We start from the raw sequence: 15,132 nt of genomic DNA on the forward strand, positions 1-15,132 counted from the left end.
AACGGATGAACCCTATGTATGACGCACCGAATCTGGAGAAGATCGTGAACCAGACTAAGATCAAGATTTCCGCCGACGACGTTCAGGTTTTCTATGGCGACACCCATGCGATCAAGGACGTGTCGGTCCAGATCGAAGACAAAACTGTCACCGCCTTCATCGGCCCGTCGGGCTGCGGCAAGTCAACCTTTCTGCGCTGCCTGAACCGAATGAACGACACCATCGACATCTGCCGTGTCGAGGGCAACATCCTGCTGGACGGCGAAGACATCTACGACAAGAAAGTCGATCCGGTTCAACTGCGTGCCAAGGTGGGCATGGTGTTTCAGAAACCGAACCCTTTCCCGAAATCGATCTATGACAATATCGCCTATGGCCCGCGCATTCATGGCTTGGCGCGCAACAAGGCCGATCTGGACGTCATCGTCGAAAAATCCCTGCGCCGCGGCGCGATCTGGGACGAGGTCAAGGATCGTCTGGATCAACCCGGCACCGGGTTGTCCGGCGGTCAGCAGCAGCGTCTGTGCATCGCCCGCGCCGTCGCGACCGAACCCGAAGTCCTGCTGATGGACGAACCCTGTTCCGCGCTCGACCCGATTGCAACCGCGCAGGTCGAAGAACTGATCGACGAATTGCGCCGCGACTATTCGGTAGTGATCGTTACCCATTCGATGCAACAGGCCGCACGCGTCAGTCAGAAAACCGCATTCTTCCACCTCGGAAATCTGGTGGAATACGGCGAAACCAGCCAGATTTTCACCAACCCGGTGGACCCGCGCACCGAAAGCTACATCACCGGCCGGATCGGCTGAGGAGACAGATCATGACCGATGAAAGTGCAATGAGCGAAACCCATATCGTCAAATCCTTTGACCGCGATCTGGAAGCGATCCAGGCCCAGATCATGAAAATGGGTGGGCTGGTCGAGGAAGCAATCCTGAAAGCGTCGCAATCACTGGAAGAACGCGACGAGGAACTGGCCGAGAAAGTGCGTAACAGCGACAAGGCCATCGACGACCTGGAAACCCTGATCAACGAAAACACCGCCCGGGTGATCGCTTTGCGTGCACCGACGGCATCTGATTTGCGGGTGATCCTCAGCGTGATGAAGATCGCCGGAAATCTGGAACGGATCGGCGATTACGCGAAGAACATGGCCAAGCGGACCGGCGTTCTGGTGCAGATGACCCCGATCAACGGATCGCAATCCGCACTGCGCCGGATGGCGCGCGAAGTGCAACTGATGCTCAAAGATGCGCTGGACGCTTATATTCAGCGCGATGCGGAACTGGCGATGGATGTGATCCAGCGCGACCAGGACGTCGATCAGATGTATAATGCGTTGTTCCGCGAATTCCTGACCTTCATGATGGAAGACCCGCGCAACATCACCGCCTGTATGCACCTGCATTTCATCGCCAAGAATACCGAACGGATGGGGGATCACGTCACCTCGATCGCCGAGCAGGTGATCTATCTGGTCAAGGGCGAAGTTCCCGAGGCGGGTCGCCCGAAAGGCGATCAGACCTCGGTAGATCCGCAACTCGGAAAGGTCTGACCCATGTCGACATCGCAGCCCACGGTGCTGGTGGTCGAAGACGAACCGGCACAACGCGAAGTGCTGGCCTATAACCTCGAAGCCGAAGGCTTTCGTGTTGCCAAGGCCGAAAACGGCGAAGAAGCGCTTATCATGGTAGACGAGGAAAACCCCGACATCATCGTGCTGGACTGGATGCTGCCCAACGTATCGGGGATCGAGGTCTGCCGCCGGCTGAAAACCCGGTCGGAAACCCGCGGCGTTCCGATCATCATGCTGTCGGCCCGGTCCGAAGAAGTGGACAAGGTGCGCGGGCTGGAAACCGGGGCCGATGACTATATGGTCAAACCCTATTCGCTGGTCGAACTGATGGCCCGGGTGCGGGCGCAACTGCGCCGGACCCGTCCAGCGACGGTGGGCGAGAGGCTGGAATACGAAGACATCCTTCTGGATGCCGAAACCCACCGGGTGACCCGCAGCGGCGAAGCGTTGAAGCTGGGACCGACCGAATTCCGGCTGCTGTCGACCTTCATGGAAAAACCGGGCCGGGTCTGGAGCCGCGAACAGTTGCTGGACCGAGTTTGGGGCCGCGATATCTATGTCGACACCCGCACGGTCGATGTCCATATTGGCCGGTTGCGCAAAGCCTTGACCGTTCATGGCGGCGAAGACCCGCTGCGCACGGTACGTGGCGCCGGCTATGCTTTGGGTTGAGCGCAGTATTTCCGGTCATCGGATGGACAGTGGACCAGATCGAAATAGCACCCTGTTCCGCACATTAGCGGGGCAGGGTGTCTTCGTCCTCGGCCTGCGTTTCCAGCCAAGACCGGAAAAGACCGAGGGATCGGTCTTCGGCCCGTTCCAGTGGCCAGACCAGAAAATAGGCACCCAAGGGCCGCGTTGCACCGCCATAGGCAACCACTAACCGGCCGTCTTTCAGGTCCTGCTGTACCAGATAATCAGGCAACAGAGCGACCCCCAGCCCATGAATCGCCGCCTGTAGGATTGTTGAAAACTGATCGAAGGTGGTTCCGGAAATGTTGGCCGCCGACACACCATAGCTGTCGAACCACTGCGACCAGGCCGTGGGGCGGGTTTCAATATGCAGTAGCGGCAAATCCATCAGATCGCGGGGATGGGCAACAGTGACATTGTTCAGGACCTGGGGCGCACAGACCGGCAGCATGTTTTCCGGCTTCAGTTTCAGATGCGCGGTTCCCGGCCATTCGGCAGTGCCGAAATGGATCGCCGCATCGAAAGCTTCCTGCGCGAAATCGAACGGTTTCAAACGGGTTGCCATGTTGATCGTGACGTCTGGATGACGGGCTGCAAAGTCGGGCAGGCGGGGTACCAGCCAGCGCATCCCGAAAGTCGGCAGGATTGCCAGGTTCAGGCTGCCCCCCCTCGGGTTGACCTGCACTTTCAGCGACGCCTGCGCAATCGTCTGCAACGCGCCCCGGATCGTTGCGGTGTATTCCTCGGCTGCCGGGGTCAGGCGCATGGTTTTGCGTTCGCGGACGATCAGTGACGTGCCCAGTTGCGCCTCCAGCGCCTGCAACTGGCGGCTGACCGCGCTTTGCGTCTGGTTCAGTTCTTCTGCCGCCGCTGTGGCGCTGCCCAACCGGTCCAGCGCTTCCAGCGCGCGCAGCGATGCAATCGAAGGGAGCAATCGTCTCTGCACCGCATTCATTCCTTTTGCTCATATGTTGATGCGAATAAATCGCTATTTTCTGTATATCAGATGACTTAGTATCGGATTTATATCAAGCAATACTCATAAACGAGGCTTCAATATGACTGACCGTCCGTCCCTGCGCGCTAAAGACGCCCCGGATCTAAACGCCTTCGACTGGGCTGATCCGTTCAAACTGAACGATCAGTTGAGCGAAGATGAACGCATGATCCGTGACAGCGCCCACGCCTATTGTCAGGAAAAGCTGCAGCCCCGGGTTCTGAAAGCCTTTGCGGAAGAGCAGACCGATCCCGAAATTTTCCGTGAAATGGGCGAAATGGGGCTGCTGGGCGTAACGGTGCCAGAGGAATACGGTGGCATCGGGGCAGGGTACGTATCCTACGGTCTGGTCGCGCGAGAGGTCGAGCGGGTCGATAGCGGCTACCGGTCGATGATGTCAGTGCAATCGAGCTTGGTGATGTATCCGATCTATGCCTATGGCAGCGAAGAACAGCGGCAGAAATACCTGCCGAAACTGTCCAGCGGCGAATGGATCGGCTGTTTCGGCCTGACCGAACCGGATGCGGGGTCTGATCCGGGCGGAATGAAAACCCGTGCCACCAAGACCGATGGCGGTTACGTTCTCAACGGGTCGAAAATGTGGATTTCCAACAGTCCGATCGCCGATGTCTTCGTGGTCTGGGCCAAGTCCGACGCCCATGGTGGCAAGATTCGTGGCTTCGTGCTGGAAAAGGGCATGAAGGGGCTGTCGGCGCCGAAGATCCAGAACAAGATGAGCCTGCGCGCCTCGATCACCGGGGAAATCGTACTGGATAACGTGGAAGTCGGTGAAGACGCGTTGCTGCCGCATGTCGAAGGGCTGAAAGGCCCGTTCGGCTGCCTGAACCGGGCGCGCTATGGCATCAGCTGGGGTGTTTTGGGGGCGGCAGAATTCTGCTGGCACGCAGCGCGGCAATACGGGCTGGACCGGCATCAGTTCAAGCGTCCTCTGGCACAGACGCAATTGTATCAGAAAAAACTGGCCGACATGCAGACAGAAATTGCTCTGGGCCTGCAGGCGTCCTTGCAGGTGGGCCGTTTGATGGATCGCGCCGAAGCTGCGCCCGAGATGATCAGCATCGTCAAGCGCAACAATTGCGGCAAATGTCTGGATATCGCCCGGATGTCCCGTGACATGCATGGCGGCAACGGCATTAGTCTGGAATTCGGCGTCATCCGCCACATGGTCAATCTGGAAACCGTCAACACCTATGAAGGCGCGCACGATGTGCACGCGCTGATCCTGGGGCGGGCGCAAACCGGTTTACAGGCGTTTTTCTGATCAGGGCAGGGGGCGCGGGTTCGGCCCGCGCCCTTTCTGGTCCTTTCCTCAACCGGTGACGTGATAGCTGACACCGCCACCAGCCGGTACTTGCATGCGTTTGCGCGCTTCGCCGCGACCATCCCCGGCATCGACATCCCAACAGCCTGCCGAAACTTTGAACACATAGCTTCCTCCCGGCGGAATTGAACGACCGCGGGGCAGGCGGTTGAGACCGTAGCTGCCCACATCGCAAGCCGATATCAGTACCGCCACAAATGATGTCGACGTGTCGTTGACCACTTCGATAATTCCGGTTGGTTCCCCCGGACGGATCAGTTCCCCCCCGGTCACCAAATCGCCTGAACAGGCCGCCAACAGCCCCGTCACCAGTGACATTGCTGTCAGCGTTTTGCTTCGTTTTCCCATGAGATACCTGATATTCCCCGCCATATTTCAATCAACCGGGTTCAAATCATCCCGGAACCATCAAGAATGCGCGACAAAAAGCATTGTCATATCCCCCGTTCGGGGTAGAGCTAGAGGACCAGCGAAACGCTAAGATTGCAGCGGTATACGAACACAAAGGGAATGGTTTGAAAGCACCGATAACCCCAGCGCTGACTTTGGTATTCGCCCTGTTGATCGCGGTGATCGGCGTGGCGGCCGCGATCTATTTCGCGTTGCAGCAGCCTTGGATGGGGGTCAGCCTGACGTCTTCACCGTCAGACCGGTTGATAATTCGGTCAACCGTTCCTTATGGCCCAAACGGGTCCTTGCCTGCCGGTAGCCGGCTCTTTGCTATTGGGTCGGTACAGGGTGGGGAAAAAATACCGTTGGTCGCGACCGACATAATCGAAGAACCCGATTCCTTTGATACGTTTGAAAGCATGGACAGCTTTTTTCGCCGACAGGGTCGGCTGCATAACGTCTTATCCCGACCAACCGTCTACGCCGATCTGGAAATTGACGACACAGTCCGAACCGATGTCGAGATAGGCGTTTCAGCGCGGCGCGCCTTTTCCGATCTGCCTCTGGTGTTCTGGGTACAGCTTGTCGTGGGCGTTACCGGATTTCTGATCGCCGCCTGGGTCTGGAGCCTGAAACGTGCGGAATTGTCGGCCATTTTCTTCGCGCTGGCGGGCTTCGGCCTGATGATTTCCGCAACCTCTGCGGCGATCTACAGCACCCGCGAGCTCGCCTTGCCCGAAGCGGTATTTTCGGTTCTGTCGAGCCTGAACCACATCGGTGCGTTGACCTTCGGTGCCGGTATGATCGGCCTGTTCCTAAGCTACCCGTATCGGATGGTCAGGACGGTATTTGCGTTTTTACCGTCGTTGATTTTGGCGCTTTGGGTTGTTGCAGACTGGTTCCGGCTGCTCGATGGTCCGCCGCTTGCCCGGCATTTACCAATCACATTGGCAATGGCGATGATCGCCATCTGCGTACTGCTGCAATTTTGGAAAACCCGCAGCGACCCGCGCGCCCGTGCGATTTTACGCTGGCTCGGCCTGTCGGTTCTGATCGGTGCGGGCCTGTTCGTACTGACCTCGATCATACCCCAACTGTTCGGGGCAGGGCGGTTACAATCGCAGGGCTATTCATTCCTCTATTTCCTGATCATCTATGTCGGCGTGGCACTCGGCGTATCCCGTTACCGGCTGTTCGATCTGGAAGAATGGGCCTTCCGTATCCTGTTCTATATGGGCGGTATCCTTCTGATCGTGTTGCTGGACGTCGCCTTGGTGCTTATCGTATCGGTCGAAGATGTTCCCGCCTTCAGTCTGGCCTTTGTGCTGGTGGCGCTGTTCTATCTTCCTTTCCGTGACAGTCTATGGCGCCATTTCATGTCAAACACGGATCGCAACCAACAAGCCTTGTTCCCCCATGTCGTCGATATCGCACTGACACCCCCCGGTAAAAGCCAGACCGCCCGTTGGCAAGATCTGCTGGCGCAAACCTATAATCCGCTTCACATACATCCCGCCGGTACATGCGACCGGCCAGGCATAGAAAAGGAAGGGCTCGGAATGATTGTTCCGGCCATTGGCAATATTCCCGCGTTGCGGCTGGAATATGCCAATAAGGGCCGCAAACTGTTCAGCCAGCGCGATCTTGATCTGGCTGGCGAGTTGATATCAATGCTGACCCATGCCTGTGAAAGCCGTCAGGCTTTCGAACAGGGCGTCGCCGAGGAACGCAGCCGCATTGCGCGCGACATGCATGACAATATTGGCGCGCAATTGCTGGGCGCGCTGCACAGCCGAAATCCCGACCGCAAGGATGGCATGATCCGGGAAAGCCTGGCCGATCTGCGCGACATCATCAACAATCTGTCGCATACCGGTTTGTCATTGCAAGAGGTTCTGGCCGATCTCAGGGCGGAAACTGTCGACCGATTGCATAATGCGGATATCGCACTGCAATGGCAGTTTTCCGGGGACGAGGCTGCAACCCTGTCACCCGGATCTGTCCATGCGTTCCGTTCAGTCCTGCGCGAAGCGATCAGCAATGCAATCCGCCATTCCCAAGCCAGCCAAGTGACCATTTCCGTGTCCCGTGACCGCGACGTGGTGGCTCTCTCGATCAGCGATGACGGGGCAGGCTTCGATCCGACCGGCCAACATGCGGGCAACGGTGTCACCAACATGCAGGCGCGGATCGAGAACCTTGACGGTCGCTTTGAAATCTTTTCCTCACCAGACGGCACCCGGATCATGGCGCGGCTGCCACTTGCCAACACGGGTGGACCGGTATGAAAGAGATACTGATCGTCGAAGATATCGCCGAAACCCGGCGCTGGCTGGGCGAAATTGCCAGCACAGCCTTTCCCGGCAGCACCATCAGCGAAGCCCGCAATATGCGGGCCGGGATTTCGGCGGTGGCAAGCAAGGATTTCGATCTGGCGATGATCGATCTTGGCCTGCCGGACGGTTCGGGGCTCGACGTGCTGCGAAATCTGCGTTTGGTACAGCCCAAAGCCGCCTGTATCATCACCACTGTCATGGGCGAAGATTCCCATATCGTCGCCGCGCTTTCTGCCGGGGCAGACGGATATTTGTTGAAAGAACAACCCGAGGAGCTGCTGGTACAGCAATTGCGCCAGCTGGCGCAGGGTATTCCAGCGCTGACGCCATCAATCGCGCGCCGCATCATGGACCATTTCCGTTATACTGGCCCAGCAGCCGATCCCGAAGACGAACTCAGTTCGCGCGAAAAAGAAGTGCTGGCGCTGATCGGGCGGGGCTTGCGCAATATCGAAGTCGCCGAAGATCTGGATATCGCCGAAGGTACGGTGGCGAGCCACATAAAAACGATCTACCGCAAACTGGGAATATCGTCGCGCGCCGAAGCCGCCTGGCATGCGGCCCGTATGGGGCTGGTCACACCCCAAAAGTCGGGCAGGTGAGTTTCAGTGCAGTATGACAACACCGCAACGACAAGGAGCGGTCGCTATCAAACGCAATGGAACTTGGTTTGATCAGGACGGCGTTCACCTCATACATATTTCGCATAATCGGTATTATGGTAAATATTTACAATACGAAGATATGCCTGAAAATGAATTTTATAACTTTTAACAATTACTTAGATCATACTTTAATATCGAAATTGCTGAACCGAACAAAGCCCGGTTCAGCAAGAAAGTCAATTTCAGACCGCTTCCAGCGCAATCGCGATGCCCTGGCCCACGCCAATACACATCGTTGCCAATGCCCGTTTGCCACCATTGAGTTTCAGTTCCAGCGCCGCCGTCCCGGTAAGACGCGCGCCCGACATGCCCAAAGGATGCCCGAGGGAAATCGCACCGCCGTTCGGGTTAACCCGCGGGTCGTCATCGGCAATTCCCAGATCGCGCAGCGTTGCCAGGCCTTGGCTGGCAAAGGCTTCGTTCAGTTCGATCACGTCGAAATCGCTTTGGTTCAACTGCAAACGCGCCATCAACTTCTTCGATGCAGGCGCCGGTCCAAAGCCCATGATCCGTGGCGGAACACCGGCCATAGCGCCGCCCGAAACCTTTGCAATCGGCGTAAGCCCATGTTTTTCAGCAGCTTCCTTGCTGGCAATGATCAACGCCGCCGCGCCATCATTGACACCGCTGGCATTGCCCGCCGTGACGGAACCCCCTTCACGGAACGGTGCGCGCAATTTGGCCAATGCCTCCAACGTTGTGGATGGCCGCGGATGCTCATCAGTATCGACAATGATGGGATCGCCTTTGCGCTGCGGAATGGATACCGGAGTGATTTCCCGGGCCAGCCTACCATTGTCTTGCGCCCTACCCGCTTTCTGTTGCGAGCGAACTGCAAAAAGGTCCTGATCTTCGCGGCTTATACCGAAGTCTTCAACTACATTCTCTGCGGTTTCTGGCATCGACTCGACACCATATTGTGCCTTCATCAACGGGTTGATGAAGCGCCACCCAATGGTGGTATCGAAGACTGCATTCGCGCGGGAAAAGGCCGTTTCCGCCTTGGGCATAACAAATGGTGCGCGCGACATGCTTTCAACCCCACCAGCGATGATCAGATCGGCTTCGCCCGCCTTGATGGCACGTGCGGCCGCGATCACTGCATCCATGCCAGAGCCGCATAGACGGTTCATTGTTGTCCCCGGAACAGATTCCGGAAAGCCAGCCAATAACAAGCACATACGAGCCACATTTCGGTTGTCTTCACCGGCCTGATTGGCGCAGCCGTAAATGACATCGTCAATCTCGGCTAAATCCATACCCGGATTTCGTTCGGCCAGCGCCCTAAGCGGGACCGCCCCCAGATCGTCAGGCCGGACGGCCGCCAAGGCACCTCCGAAACGGCCAATAGGAGTACGAACATAATCGCAAATATAGGCGTCTTTCATCAGGTCAGCTCCAATACATTCATTTTGGTTACTGCGCCTTTCCGTCTTGCAGGCGCGTTTGTTTGGGATCGCAGGCCGTTGGCGAAGTTTGAGGACCGATTTACCACCGGATCAAGCCGAAATGACCGATTACTAATAGCCTCCATCCCTCTGACGCAATGAATAGGATATGCGCTCGGTTGCTCCCAGATATTTTGCTCAAATAATGATATTTGTTCTCATGCTGATCTATGGTGTTCACATTGCGAACAATTCAGCGGGACCAGTTTAGCTTCGTCACGGGGCACCACAACATAAGGTCTGGCACTCCGGTTGTCAGTTCATACGGGTCAAGCGTCAACACGGATTGGCGCCTGATGACGCGCTCATTAGTCCGCCACAACGGGTGCTCCCATCCTGCCTCCAAAGTGGATTGCCAATTATTAACATAAACTTACAACACACTCCTCAACTCTCAACAAAGATACAACAATTTCACGCATTTCTTCGTAAAGCAAAGCTGGCTCTCGACACTGAGCCAATCGCACAGGTAAGATTCATTATAAGTATGCTGGTAGGAGGAGACAGGATTCACGCCATCAATGCGCGGATTTCTGGAAGACGTGGGCAATATGAGCAATAGCGAATATCTTAAGGCGATAACGAATGCGCAAAGCATCGAAGAACTTTGGGATATGCATGTCAAGCGAATGGCAATTTACGGCTTTGACCGCTTGCTTTATGGATTCACCCGCTACCGCACCACCACTTCGTTGGGTGACCCCGAAGATTTCGTCATCCTGACCAATCACGATCCGGCTTACACTGATATCTTCATGGGGCAGCAGCTATATTTCCACGCCCCAATGGTGAAATGGGTATTAGAAAACGAAGGCGCTTGCAGCTGGAACATCCTGCGCAAGATGATGGACAGTGGCACACTGACCCAAAGCGAAAGAAAAGTGATTGAATTCAACGTCTCAATGAACGTTTTGGCGGGCTATTCGATCAGTTTCAAATCCATCTCGCCGCGTGCCAAAGGGGCGATTGCACTGACCGCAAGGGCCAATATCAGCCAGGACGAAATTGATGAAGTTTGGGCCAAACATGGCGAAGAAATCATCGTCATGAACAATATCGCGCATCTGAAGATCATGACCCTGCCCCAGTCGGTTCCCGGCCGCGGCCTGACCAAGAGGCAGAAAGAAGCCTTGGAATGGGTAGGCGACGGTAAAACCACGCAGGACATCGCCCTGTTGATGGGTCTGACACCTGCCACGGTGGAAAAACATCTCCGGTTGGCGCGCGATGCGTTGAACGTGGAAACCACGGCGCAGGCGGTATTGAAAGCCGCTTTGCAGAACCAGATGTTTGTCATTGAAGCCTGACAATCTGCAAACCTACGGATAAAAACCGTCCGACTGGTTAGTTTTATTAAGTGTTTTCAAGTAGATTTCGACGATTAAGTCTAAAAGGTAGGGAATCCCATACTTTCTTGAATGGCCGCTCCCGGGCACTCTGACAGCGTTCCGTGAGTGGTGGCTTTAGCCTTGGAACTTTCGATAAGAAACCTTGTGATTTCAGGCCCTTCTTTTCGACCGGTATTCCCGGACGCTGGCTTGCCGCCAATATTTTCGGCTGGCAGGTCAGCACTGGGCGCGCCCTTGCTCATCCCCAATCGTAATGGGGTGCGTTCAAATTGTCGGAGCGGAGGCGTCACAAACGCCGCCGCTCCGATTTTTTTTTAGACCTTCAAAATTGATGCTTTTCGTACAAGGCGCATCCTGAGGGGACTGCCCATTTCACCTTGTCATGACATAAAAAAACGCCCCGCAAAAGCGAGGCGTCTTTCCAATTTCATTTCTGATCGAAATCAGCCCTGGGCAGCCTTGGCGACTTCAGCGGCGAAATCTTCTTCTTTCTTTTCGATGCCTTCACCCACTTCCAAGCGCACGAAACCGATGATTTCAACGCCAGCTTCTTTGGCGGCATCGGCCACGGTCAGATCCGGGTTCACCACAAATGCCTGCCCCAGAAGAGTGCTTTCTGCGATGAATTTCTTCATCCGGCCAACGATCATCTTTTCGATCACCTGCTCGGGCTTACCCGATTCACGTGCGATATCGATCTGAATACCGCGCTCTTTTTCAACGATGGCGGGGTCCAGGTCTGCTTCGCCCAGAGCGGCGGGGTTCGCAGCGGCGATATGCATCGCGACCTGCTTGCCGAACGCTTCATTGTCAGCCGACAGCGCAACCAGAACGCCGATCTTGCCCATGCTGTCCGCGACAGCATTGTGGACATAGGACACCACGCAGGCACCTTCGACCGAAGCCATGCGGCGCAGCCCCATGTTTTCGCCGATAGTAGCGATCTTGTCGGTGATGGTGTCGCCAACCGTTTTGCCGCCCAGATCTGCCGCTTTCAACGCATCGATATCAGCAGCATTCAGAGCCACGCCAGCGATACCGCTGACCATTGACTGGAATTCGGCATTCTTGGCAACGAAATCGGTTTCCGAGTTCACTTCAATCGCAACACCCTTACCGTCGGCAACGGCCACAGCGACCAACCCTTCGGCGGCAGTACGGCCCGATTTCTTGGCAGCTTTGGCCAAACCTTTGGTGCGCAGCCAGTCGATTGCGGCTTCCATGTCGCCATCGGTTTCGGTCAGCGCTTTTTTCGCATCCATCATGCCCGCGCCGGTAGTGTCGCGCAGCTCTTTAACCTGTACAGCTGTGATCGCCATCGTTTGGCTCTCCTCGGAATAGATATTGAAGGTCCGAGTGCGGCATAGCCCGCACCCGGTATCAGATTTGTGACGAAGCCTTACGCTTCGGCGGCTTCTTCAGCGGCTTCTTCCACCGGGGCGGCTTCCAGCGCGCCCAGATCGACACCAGCGCCTTCCATCTGGGCGGTCATACCGTCCAGTGCGGCGCGGCTGGCCAGATCGCAATACAGAGTGATCGCGCGCGAAGCGTCGTCGTTGCCGGGGATGATGTAATCGATGCCATCGGGCGAACAGTTGGTGTCGACCACGGCCACAACCGGGATTCCCAGCTTGTTGGCTTCGGCAATCGCCAGCGCTTCTTTCTTGACGTCGATGACGAACAGCAGGTCCGGAACGCCGCCCATGTCACGAATACCGCCCAGCGAAGCCTGCAGCTTCTGCTGGTCGCGATCCATGTTCAGACGCTCTTTCTTGGTCAGGCCTTCTGCGCCTGTTTCCAGTTGCTCGTCGATCGACTTCAGACGGTTGATCGACTGCGAAACGGTCTGCCAGTTGGTCAGGGTGCCGCCCAGCCAACGGTGGTTCATGTAATACTGGGCGCATTTCTCGGCGGCTTCAGCAACCGGCGTGGACGCCTGACGCTTGGTACCGACGAACAGAACCCGGCCGCCTTTGGCAACGGTGTCGCGGATCACTTTCAGAGCCTGATCCAGCATCGGGACCGTCTGTGTCAGGTCCATGATGTGGATGCCGTTGCGCGAGCCATAAATAAACTCGCCCATACGGGGGTTCCAACGTTGGGTCTGGTGACCGAAGTGTACGCCAGCTTCCAGCAGCTGACGCATGGTGAATTCAGGAAGAGCCATGTCCATATTCCTTTCCGGTTTGGCCTAAGCGGGGTATTCAGGGCATTTGCCCAACCGGCGGACCTGTACAGGATTTCTCCCTGCCAGGCCCAACCCCGCCTGTGAAGTGAGCGCGCATCTAAGCCATTTCAAAAGGCTTGGCAACCCTCATTCGGATTCGGGGCCGATTTCGCCCCTTTCGTGCAGGACACCTGGATCGCAGGTTCCGCGTATTTTGACCAAAATGAACTGGCAAGTGCCGAACCGGTAATACAGCAGCAACCCGGAACGAATACATCGGGACTGCGCCGCAACCAACCTCAGACATATTCGCCGCAGCCAACGTCACGGCCCTTGCAGCGGTCGGGTATTGGCGGCAAAAACGATCCGATGAAAAATACCCCAGATATCCTTTGTATCGGTTCCGTGCTGTGGGACGTGATCGGCCGCGCCCCCATCGTGATGCGGCAAGGTTCTGACGTGCCGGGCCGGATTGAACGGCTTCCCGGAGGGGTGGCGATGAATATCGCCATGGCGCTTGGTCGGATGGGGTTGAAACCGTCAGTCCTCACCGCCGTCGGCCGCGATCTGGAAGGCGACGAACTGCTGGCAACCTGCCAGCGTTTGGGCATCGACACCGCACATGCCTATCGGTCCCATGATCTGCCGACCGACAAGTATATGGCGGTCGAAGGAGCCAACGGGCTGATTGCGGCGATCGCCGACGCGCTTTCACTGGAAGCAGCAGGCGACAAGATCCTGCACCCGCTGATCAACGGACCACTGGGGTCGCATAGCGCGCCCTATGAGGGGCTGATTGCGCTTGATGGCAACCTGACCCATGCGCTGTTGGAAAACATCGCCACCCATGCGGCCTTTGCCCGGGCTGATCTGCGTGTCGCTCCGGCGTCTCCCGGCAAGGCGGAGCGTCTGCGACCGTTCCTGCGTCACTCGCGCGCCGTTCTTTATGTCAATCTCGAAGAGGCCGGGTTGCTGTGCCAGCAAAACTTTGACAATTCGACCCAGGCAGCATCCGCTCTTGTCGAACGCGGCGCTGCACGCGCCTTGGTCACTCATGGCGCCGAGTCGGCCAGCGATGGCTGCGCCCAAGGCGTGATCAATGCCACACCGCCCGAAGTCCTGGTCACCCGCATCACCGGCGCGGGTGACACGTTCATGGCCGCCCACATGGCCGCCGAACGCGGCGGCATGACCCGCGAACAGGCACTGAACCGCGCACTTGCCGTTGCCGCAGCCTATGTATCCGGAGAACAACCAGCATGACCTTTGCCCCGGTTCTGTCACCCGAAGTGAGCGCGGCCCAAAAAGCCGGCAGCGCCATCGTGGCGCTGGAAAGCACCATCATCACTCATGGGATGCCCTATCCGCAGAACCTGCAAACCGCCCGTCGGGTCGAATCCGAACTGCGCTCGGCAGGGGCAACCCCGGCCACAATCGCAGTGATCGACGGTAATCTTCATGCGGGTCTGACCGATGAACAGTTGCAATCGCTGGCCAAAGCGCGCGACGTGGCCAAGCTCAGCAGTGCCGATCTGGCCGCCTGCATGGCCCAAGGGCGCACAGGGGCAACCACCGTCGCGGCGACCATGATCGCCGCGCATCTTGCAGGCATCGCCGTGTTTGCCACCGGTGGCATTGGCGGGGTGCATAAGGGCGCCGAGCACAGCTTCGACATATCTGCCGATCTGCGCGAACTGTCGCAAACCCCGGTCACCGTTGTCGCCGCCGGGGCCAAAGCGATCCTCGATGTACCGAAAACACTGGAAGTGCTGGAAACACTGGGAGTGCCGGTCATCGCTTACCGTCAGCAATCCTTCCCCGCTTTCTGGTCGGCCACCTCTGACCTGATCGCGCCGTTGCGGATGGACAATGCCGCCGATATCGCCGCAGCGCACAAGATGCGGGCGCGTCTGGGCCTGCCCGGCGGGCAACTTGTCGCCAATCCGATCCCAACAAACGCCGAGATTCCACAATCGGTGATGTCTCCGGTGATTGCCCAGGCCACAGCCGAAGCGACAGCCCAAGGCATCAGCGGTAAGGCGGTGACACCGTTTCTGTTGCAACGGATTTTCGAATTGACCGAAGGCAGGTCGCTGGATGCCAATATCGAACTGGTGCTGAACAATGCGCGCCTGGCCGCCGCAATCGCCCGCGAATTGATCTGAG

Annotated in this window: 14 protein-coding genes; 9 read left to right on the forward strand and 5 right to left on the reverse strand. The window is 57.2% G+C overall.

Going from position 1 to position 15,132, the window contains the following annotated elements:
• The first annotated feature begins 14 nt into the window (after positions 1–14).
• The 3 genes from pstB to phoB are packed head-to-tail and all read left to right on the forward strand — an operon-like array spanning position 15 to position 2,251.
• Positions 15–812, forward strand: coding sequence for a phosphate ABC transporter ATP-binding protein PstB (gene pstB / locus VOI23_RS05075; RefSeq protein WP_323782485.1), 798 nt, complete (start codon positions 15–17; stop codon positions 810–812).
• A gap of 29 nt (positions 813–841) precedes the next feature.
• The gene (gene phoU, locus VOI23_RS05080) at positions 842–1,558 is read left to right on the forward strand and encodes a phosphate signaling complex protein PhoU (protein ID WP_323783690.1); all 717 of its coding nucleotides are present in this window, start codon (positions 842–844) and stop codon (positions 1,556–1,558) included.
• 3 nt (positions 1,559–1,561) lie between these two features.
• Positions 1,562–2,251: a phosphate regulon transcriptional regulator PhoB gene (gene phoB / locus VOI23_RS05085; RefSeq protein ID WP_323782487.1), complete on the forward strand. Its 690-nt coding sequence runs from the start codon at positions 1,562–1,564 to the stop codon at positions 2,249–2,251.
• Positions 2,252–2,315: 64 nt separating this feature from the next.
• Here phoB and VOI23_RS05090 read toward each other — a convergent pair whose 3' ends face one another.
• Positions 2,316–3,227 carry a LysR family transcriptional regulator gene (locus tag VOI23_RS05090; RefSeq protein ID WP_323782490.1) on the reverse strand — a complete coding sequence of 304 codons (912 nt, stop codon included), beginning with the start codon at positions 3,225–3,227 and terminating at the stop codon, positions 2,316–2,318.
• Between the two features lie 103 nt (positions 3,228–3,330).
• Here VOI23_RS05090 and VOI23_RS05095 point away from each other — a divergent pair, with 103 nt between their 5' ends.
• Positions 3,331–4,551 carry an acyl-CoA dehydrogenase gene (locus VOI23_RS05095; RefSeq protein WP_323782493.1) on the forward strand — a complete coding sequence of 407 codons (1,221 nt, stop codon included), beginning with the start codon at positions 3,331–3,333 and terminating at the stop codon, positions 4,549–4,551.
• A 48-nt stretch (positions 4,552–4,599) separates the two neighbouring features.
• On the opposite strand, the gene VOI23_RS05100 is transcribed toward VOI23_RS05095, so the two are convergent.
• Complete coding sequence (locus tag VOI23_RS05100; RefSeq protein WP_323782496.1) at positions 4,600–4,959, reverse strand: hypothetical protein; 360 nt, start codon at positions 4,957–4,959, stop codon at positions 4,600–4,602.
• Between the two features lie 167 nt (positions 4,960–5,126).
• Between VOI23_RS05100 and VOI23_RS05105 the strand changes: the two genes are divergently transcribed.
• Both VOI23_RS05105 and VOI23_RS05110 read left to right on the forward strand, forming a co-directional pair.
• Complete coding sequence (locus VOI23_RS05105) at positions 5,127–7,289, forward strand: sensor histidine kinase (protein WP_323782499.1); 2,163 nt, start codon at positions 5,127–5,129, stop codon at positions 7,287–7,289.
• Entirely contained in the window at positions 7,286–7,939 is a 654-nt protein-coding gene (locus tag VOI23_RS05110; RefSeq protein WP_323782501.1) for a response regulator transcription factor, read from the forward strand. Before VOI23_RS05105 ends, VOI23_RS05110 begins: the two co-directional genes overlap by 4 nt.
• A gap of 245 nt (positions 7,940–8,184) precedes the next feature.
• Here VOI23_RS05110 and pcaF read toward each other — a convergent pair whose 3' ends face one another.
• Positions 8,185–9,390 carry a 3-oxoadipyl-CoA thiolase gene (gene pcaF, locus VOI23_RS05115; RefSeq protein WP_323782504.1) on the reverse strand — a complete coding sequence of 402 codons (1,206 nt, stop codon included), beginning with the start codon at positions 9,388–9,390 and terminating at the stop codon, positions 8,185–8,187.
• Between the two features lie 581 nt (positions 9,391–9,971).
• Between pcaF and VOI23_RS05120 the strand changes: the two genes are divergently transcribed.
• Positions 9,972–10,757, forward strand: a complete 786-nt coding sequence (locus VOI23_RS05120; RefSeq protein ID WP_416376505.1) for a helix-turn-helix transcriptional regulator — start codon at positions 9,972–9,974, stop codon at positions 10,755–10,757.
• 485 nt (positions 10,758–11,242) lie between these two features.
• Here VOI23_RS05120 and tsf read toward each other — a convergent pair whose 3' ends face one another.
• Together tsf and rpsB are read right to left on the reverse strand one after the other, a co-directional pair.
• Positions 11,243–12,118, reverse strand: coding sequence for a translation elongation factor Ts (gene tsf, locus VOI23_RS05125; protein WP_323782507.1), 876 nt, complete (start codon positions 12,116–12,118; stop codon positions 11,243–11,245).
• An 80-nt stretch (positions 12,119–12,198) separates the two neighbouring features.
• The gene (gene rpsB / locus VOI23_RS05130; RefSeq protein ID WP_323782511.1) at positions 12,199–12,966 is read right to left on the reverse strand and encodes a 30S ribosomal protein S2; all 768 of its coding nucleotides are present in this window, start codon (positions 12,964–12,966) and stop codon (positions 12,199–12,201) included.
• A gap of 369 nt (positions 12,967–13,335) precedes the next feature.
• On the opposite strand from rpsB, the gene VOI23_RS05135 reads away from it, so the two are divergent.
• A complete protein-coding gene (locus tag VOI23_RS05135; protein WP_323782515.1) occupies positions 13,336–14,229 on the forward strand; it encodes a PfkB family carbohydrate kinase in 894 nt (297 codons plus the stop codon).
• Positions 14,226–15,131 (forward strand): pseudouridine-5'-phosphate glycosidase, encoded by a 906-nt coding sequence (locus tag VOI23_RS05140; RefSeq protein WP_323782518.1) that lies wholly within the window; start codon positions 14,226–14,228, stop codon positions 15,129–15,131. The genes VOI23_RS05135 and VOI23_RS05140 overlap by 4 nt, the downstream gene beginning before the upstream one ends.
• Position 15,132: the final 1 nt, after the last annotated feature.

This window comes from Thalassovita sp., assembly GCF_034670005.1.
Taxonomy (GTDB): domain Bacteria; phylum Pseudomonadota; class Alphaproteobacteria; order Rhodobacterales; family Rhodobacteraceae; genus Thalassobius.

Bases quoted from the DNA above. Each gene is read 5' to 3' on its own strand.
- pstB (WP_323782485.1), top strand. From the start codon at position 15: ATGTATGACGCACCGAATCTGGAGAAGATCGTGAACCAGACTAAGATC.
- phoU (WP_323783690.1), top strand. From the start codon at position 842: ATGAGCGAAACCCATATCGTCAAATCCTTTGACCGCGATCTGGAAGCG.
- phoB (WP_323782487.1), top strand. From the start codon at position 1,562: ATGTCGACATCGCAGCCCACGGTGCTGGTGGTCGAAGACGAACCGGCA.
- VOI23_RS05090 (WP_323782490.1), bottom strand. From the start codon at position 3,227: ATGAATGCGGTGCAGAGACGATTGCTCCCTTCGATTGCATCGCTGCGC.
- VOI23_RS05095 (WP_323782493.1), top strand. From the start codon at position 3,331: ATGACTGACCGTCCGTCCCTGCGCGCTAAAGACGCCCCGGATCTAAAC.
- VOI23_RS05100 (WP_323782496.1), bottom strand. From the start codon at position 4,959: ATGGGAAAACGAAGCAAAACGCTGACAGCAATGTCACTGGTGACGGGG.
- VOI23_RS05110 (WP_323782501.1), top strand. From the start codon at position 7,286: ATGAAAGAGATACTGATCGTCGAAGATATCGCCGAAACCCGGCGCTGG.
- pcaF (WP_323782504.1), bottom strand. From the start codon at position 9,390: ATGAAAGACGCCTATATTTGCGATTATGTTCGTACTCCTATTGGCCGT.
- VOI23_RS05120 (WP_416376505.1), top strand. From the start codon at position 9,972: ATGCGCGGATTTCTGGAAGACGTGGGCAATATGAGCAATAGCGAATAT.
- tsf (WP_323782507.1), bottom strand. From the start codon at position 12,118: ATGGCGATCACAGCTGTACAGGTTAAAGAGCTGCGCGACACTACCGGC.
- rpsB (WP_323782511.1), bottom strand. From the start codon at position 12,966: ATGGCTCTTCCTGAATTCACCATGCGTCAGCTGCTGGAAGCTGGCGTA.
- VOI23_RS05135 (WP_323782515.1), top strand. From the start codon at position 13,336: ATGAAAAATACCCCAGATATCCTTTGTATCGGTTCCGTGCTGTGGGAC.
- VOI23_RS05140 (WP_323782518.1), top strand. From the start codon at position 14,226: ATGACCTTTGCCCCGGTTCTGTCACCCGAAGTGAGCGCGGCCCAAAAA.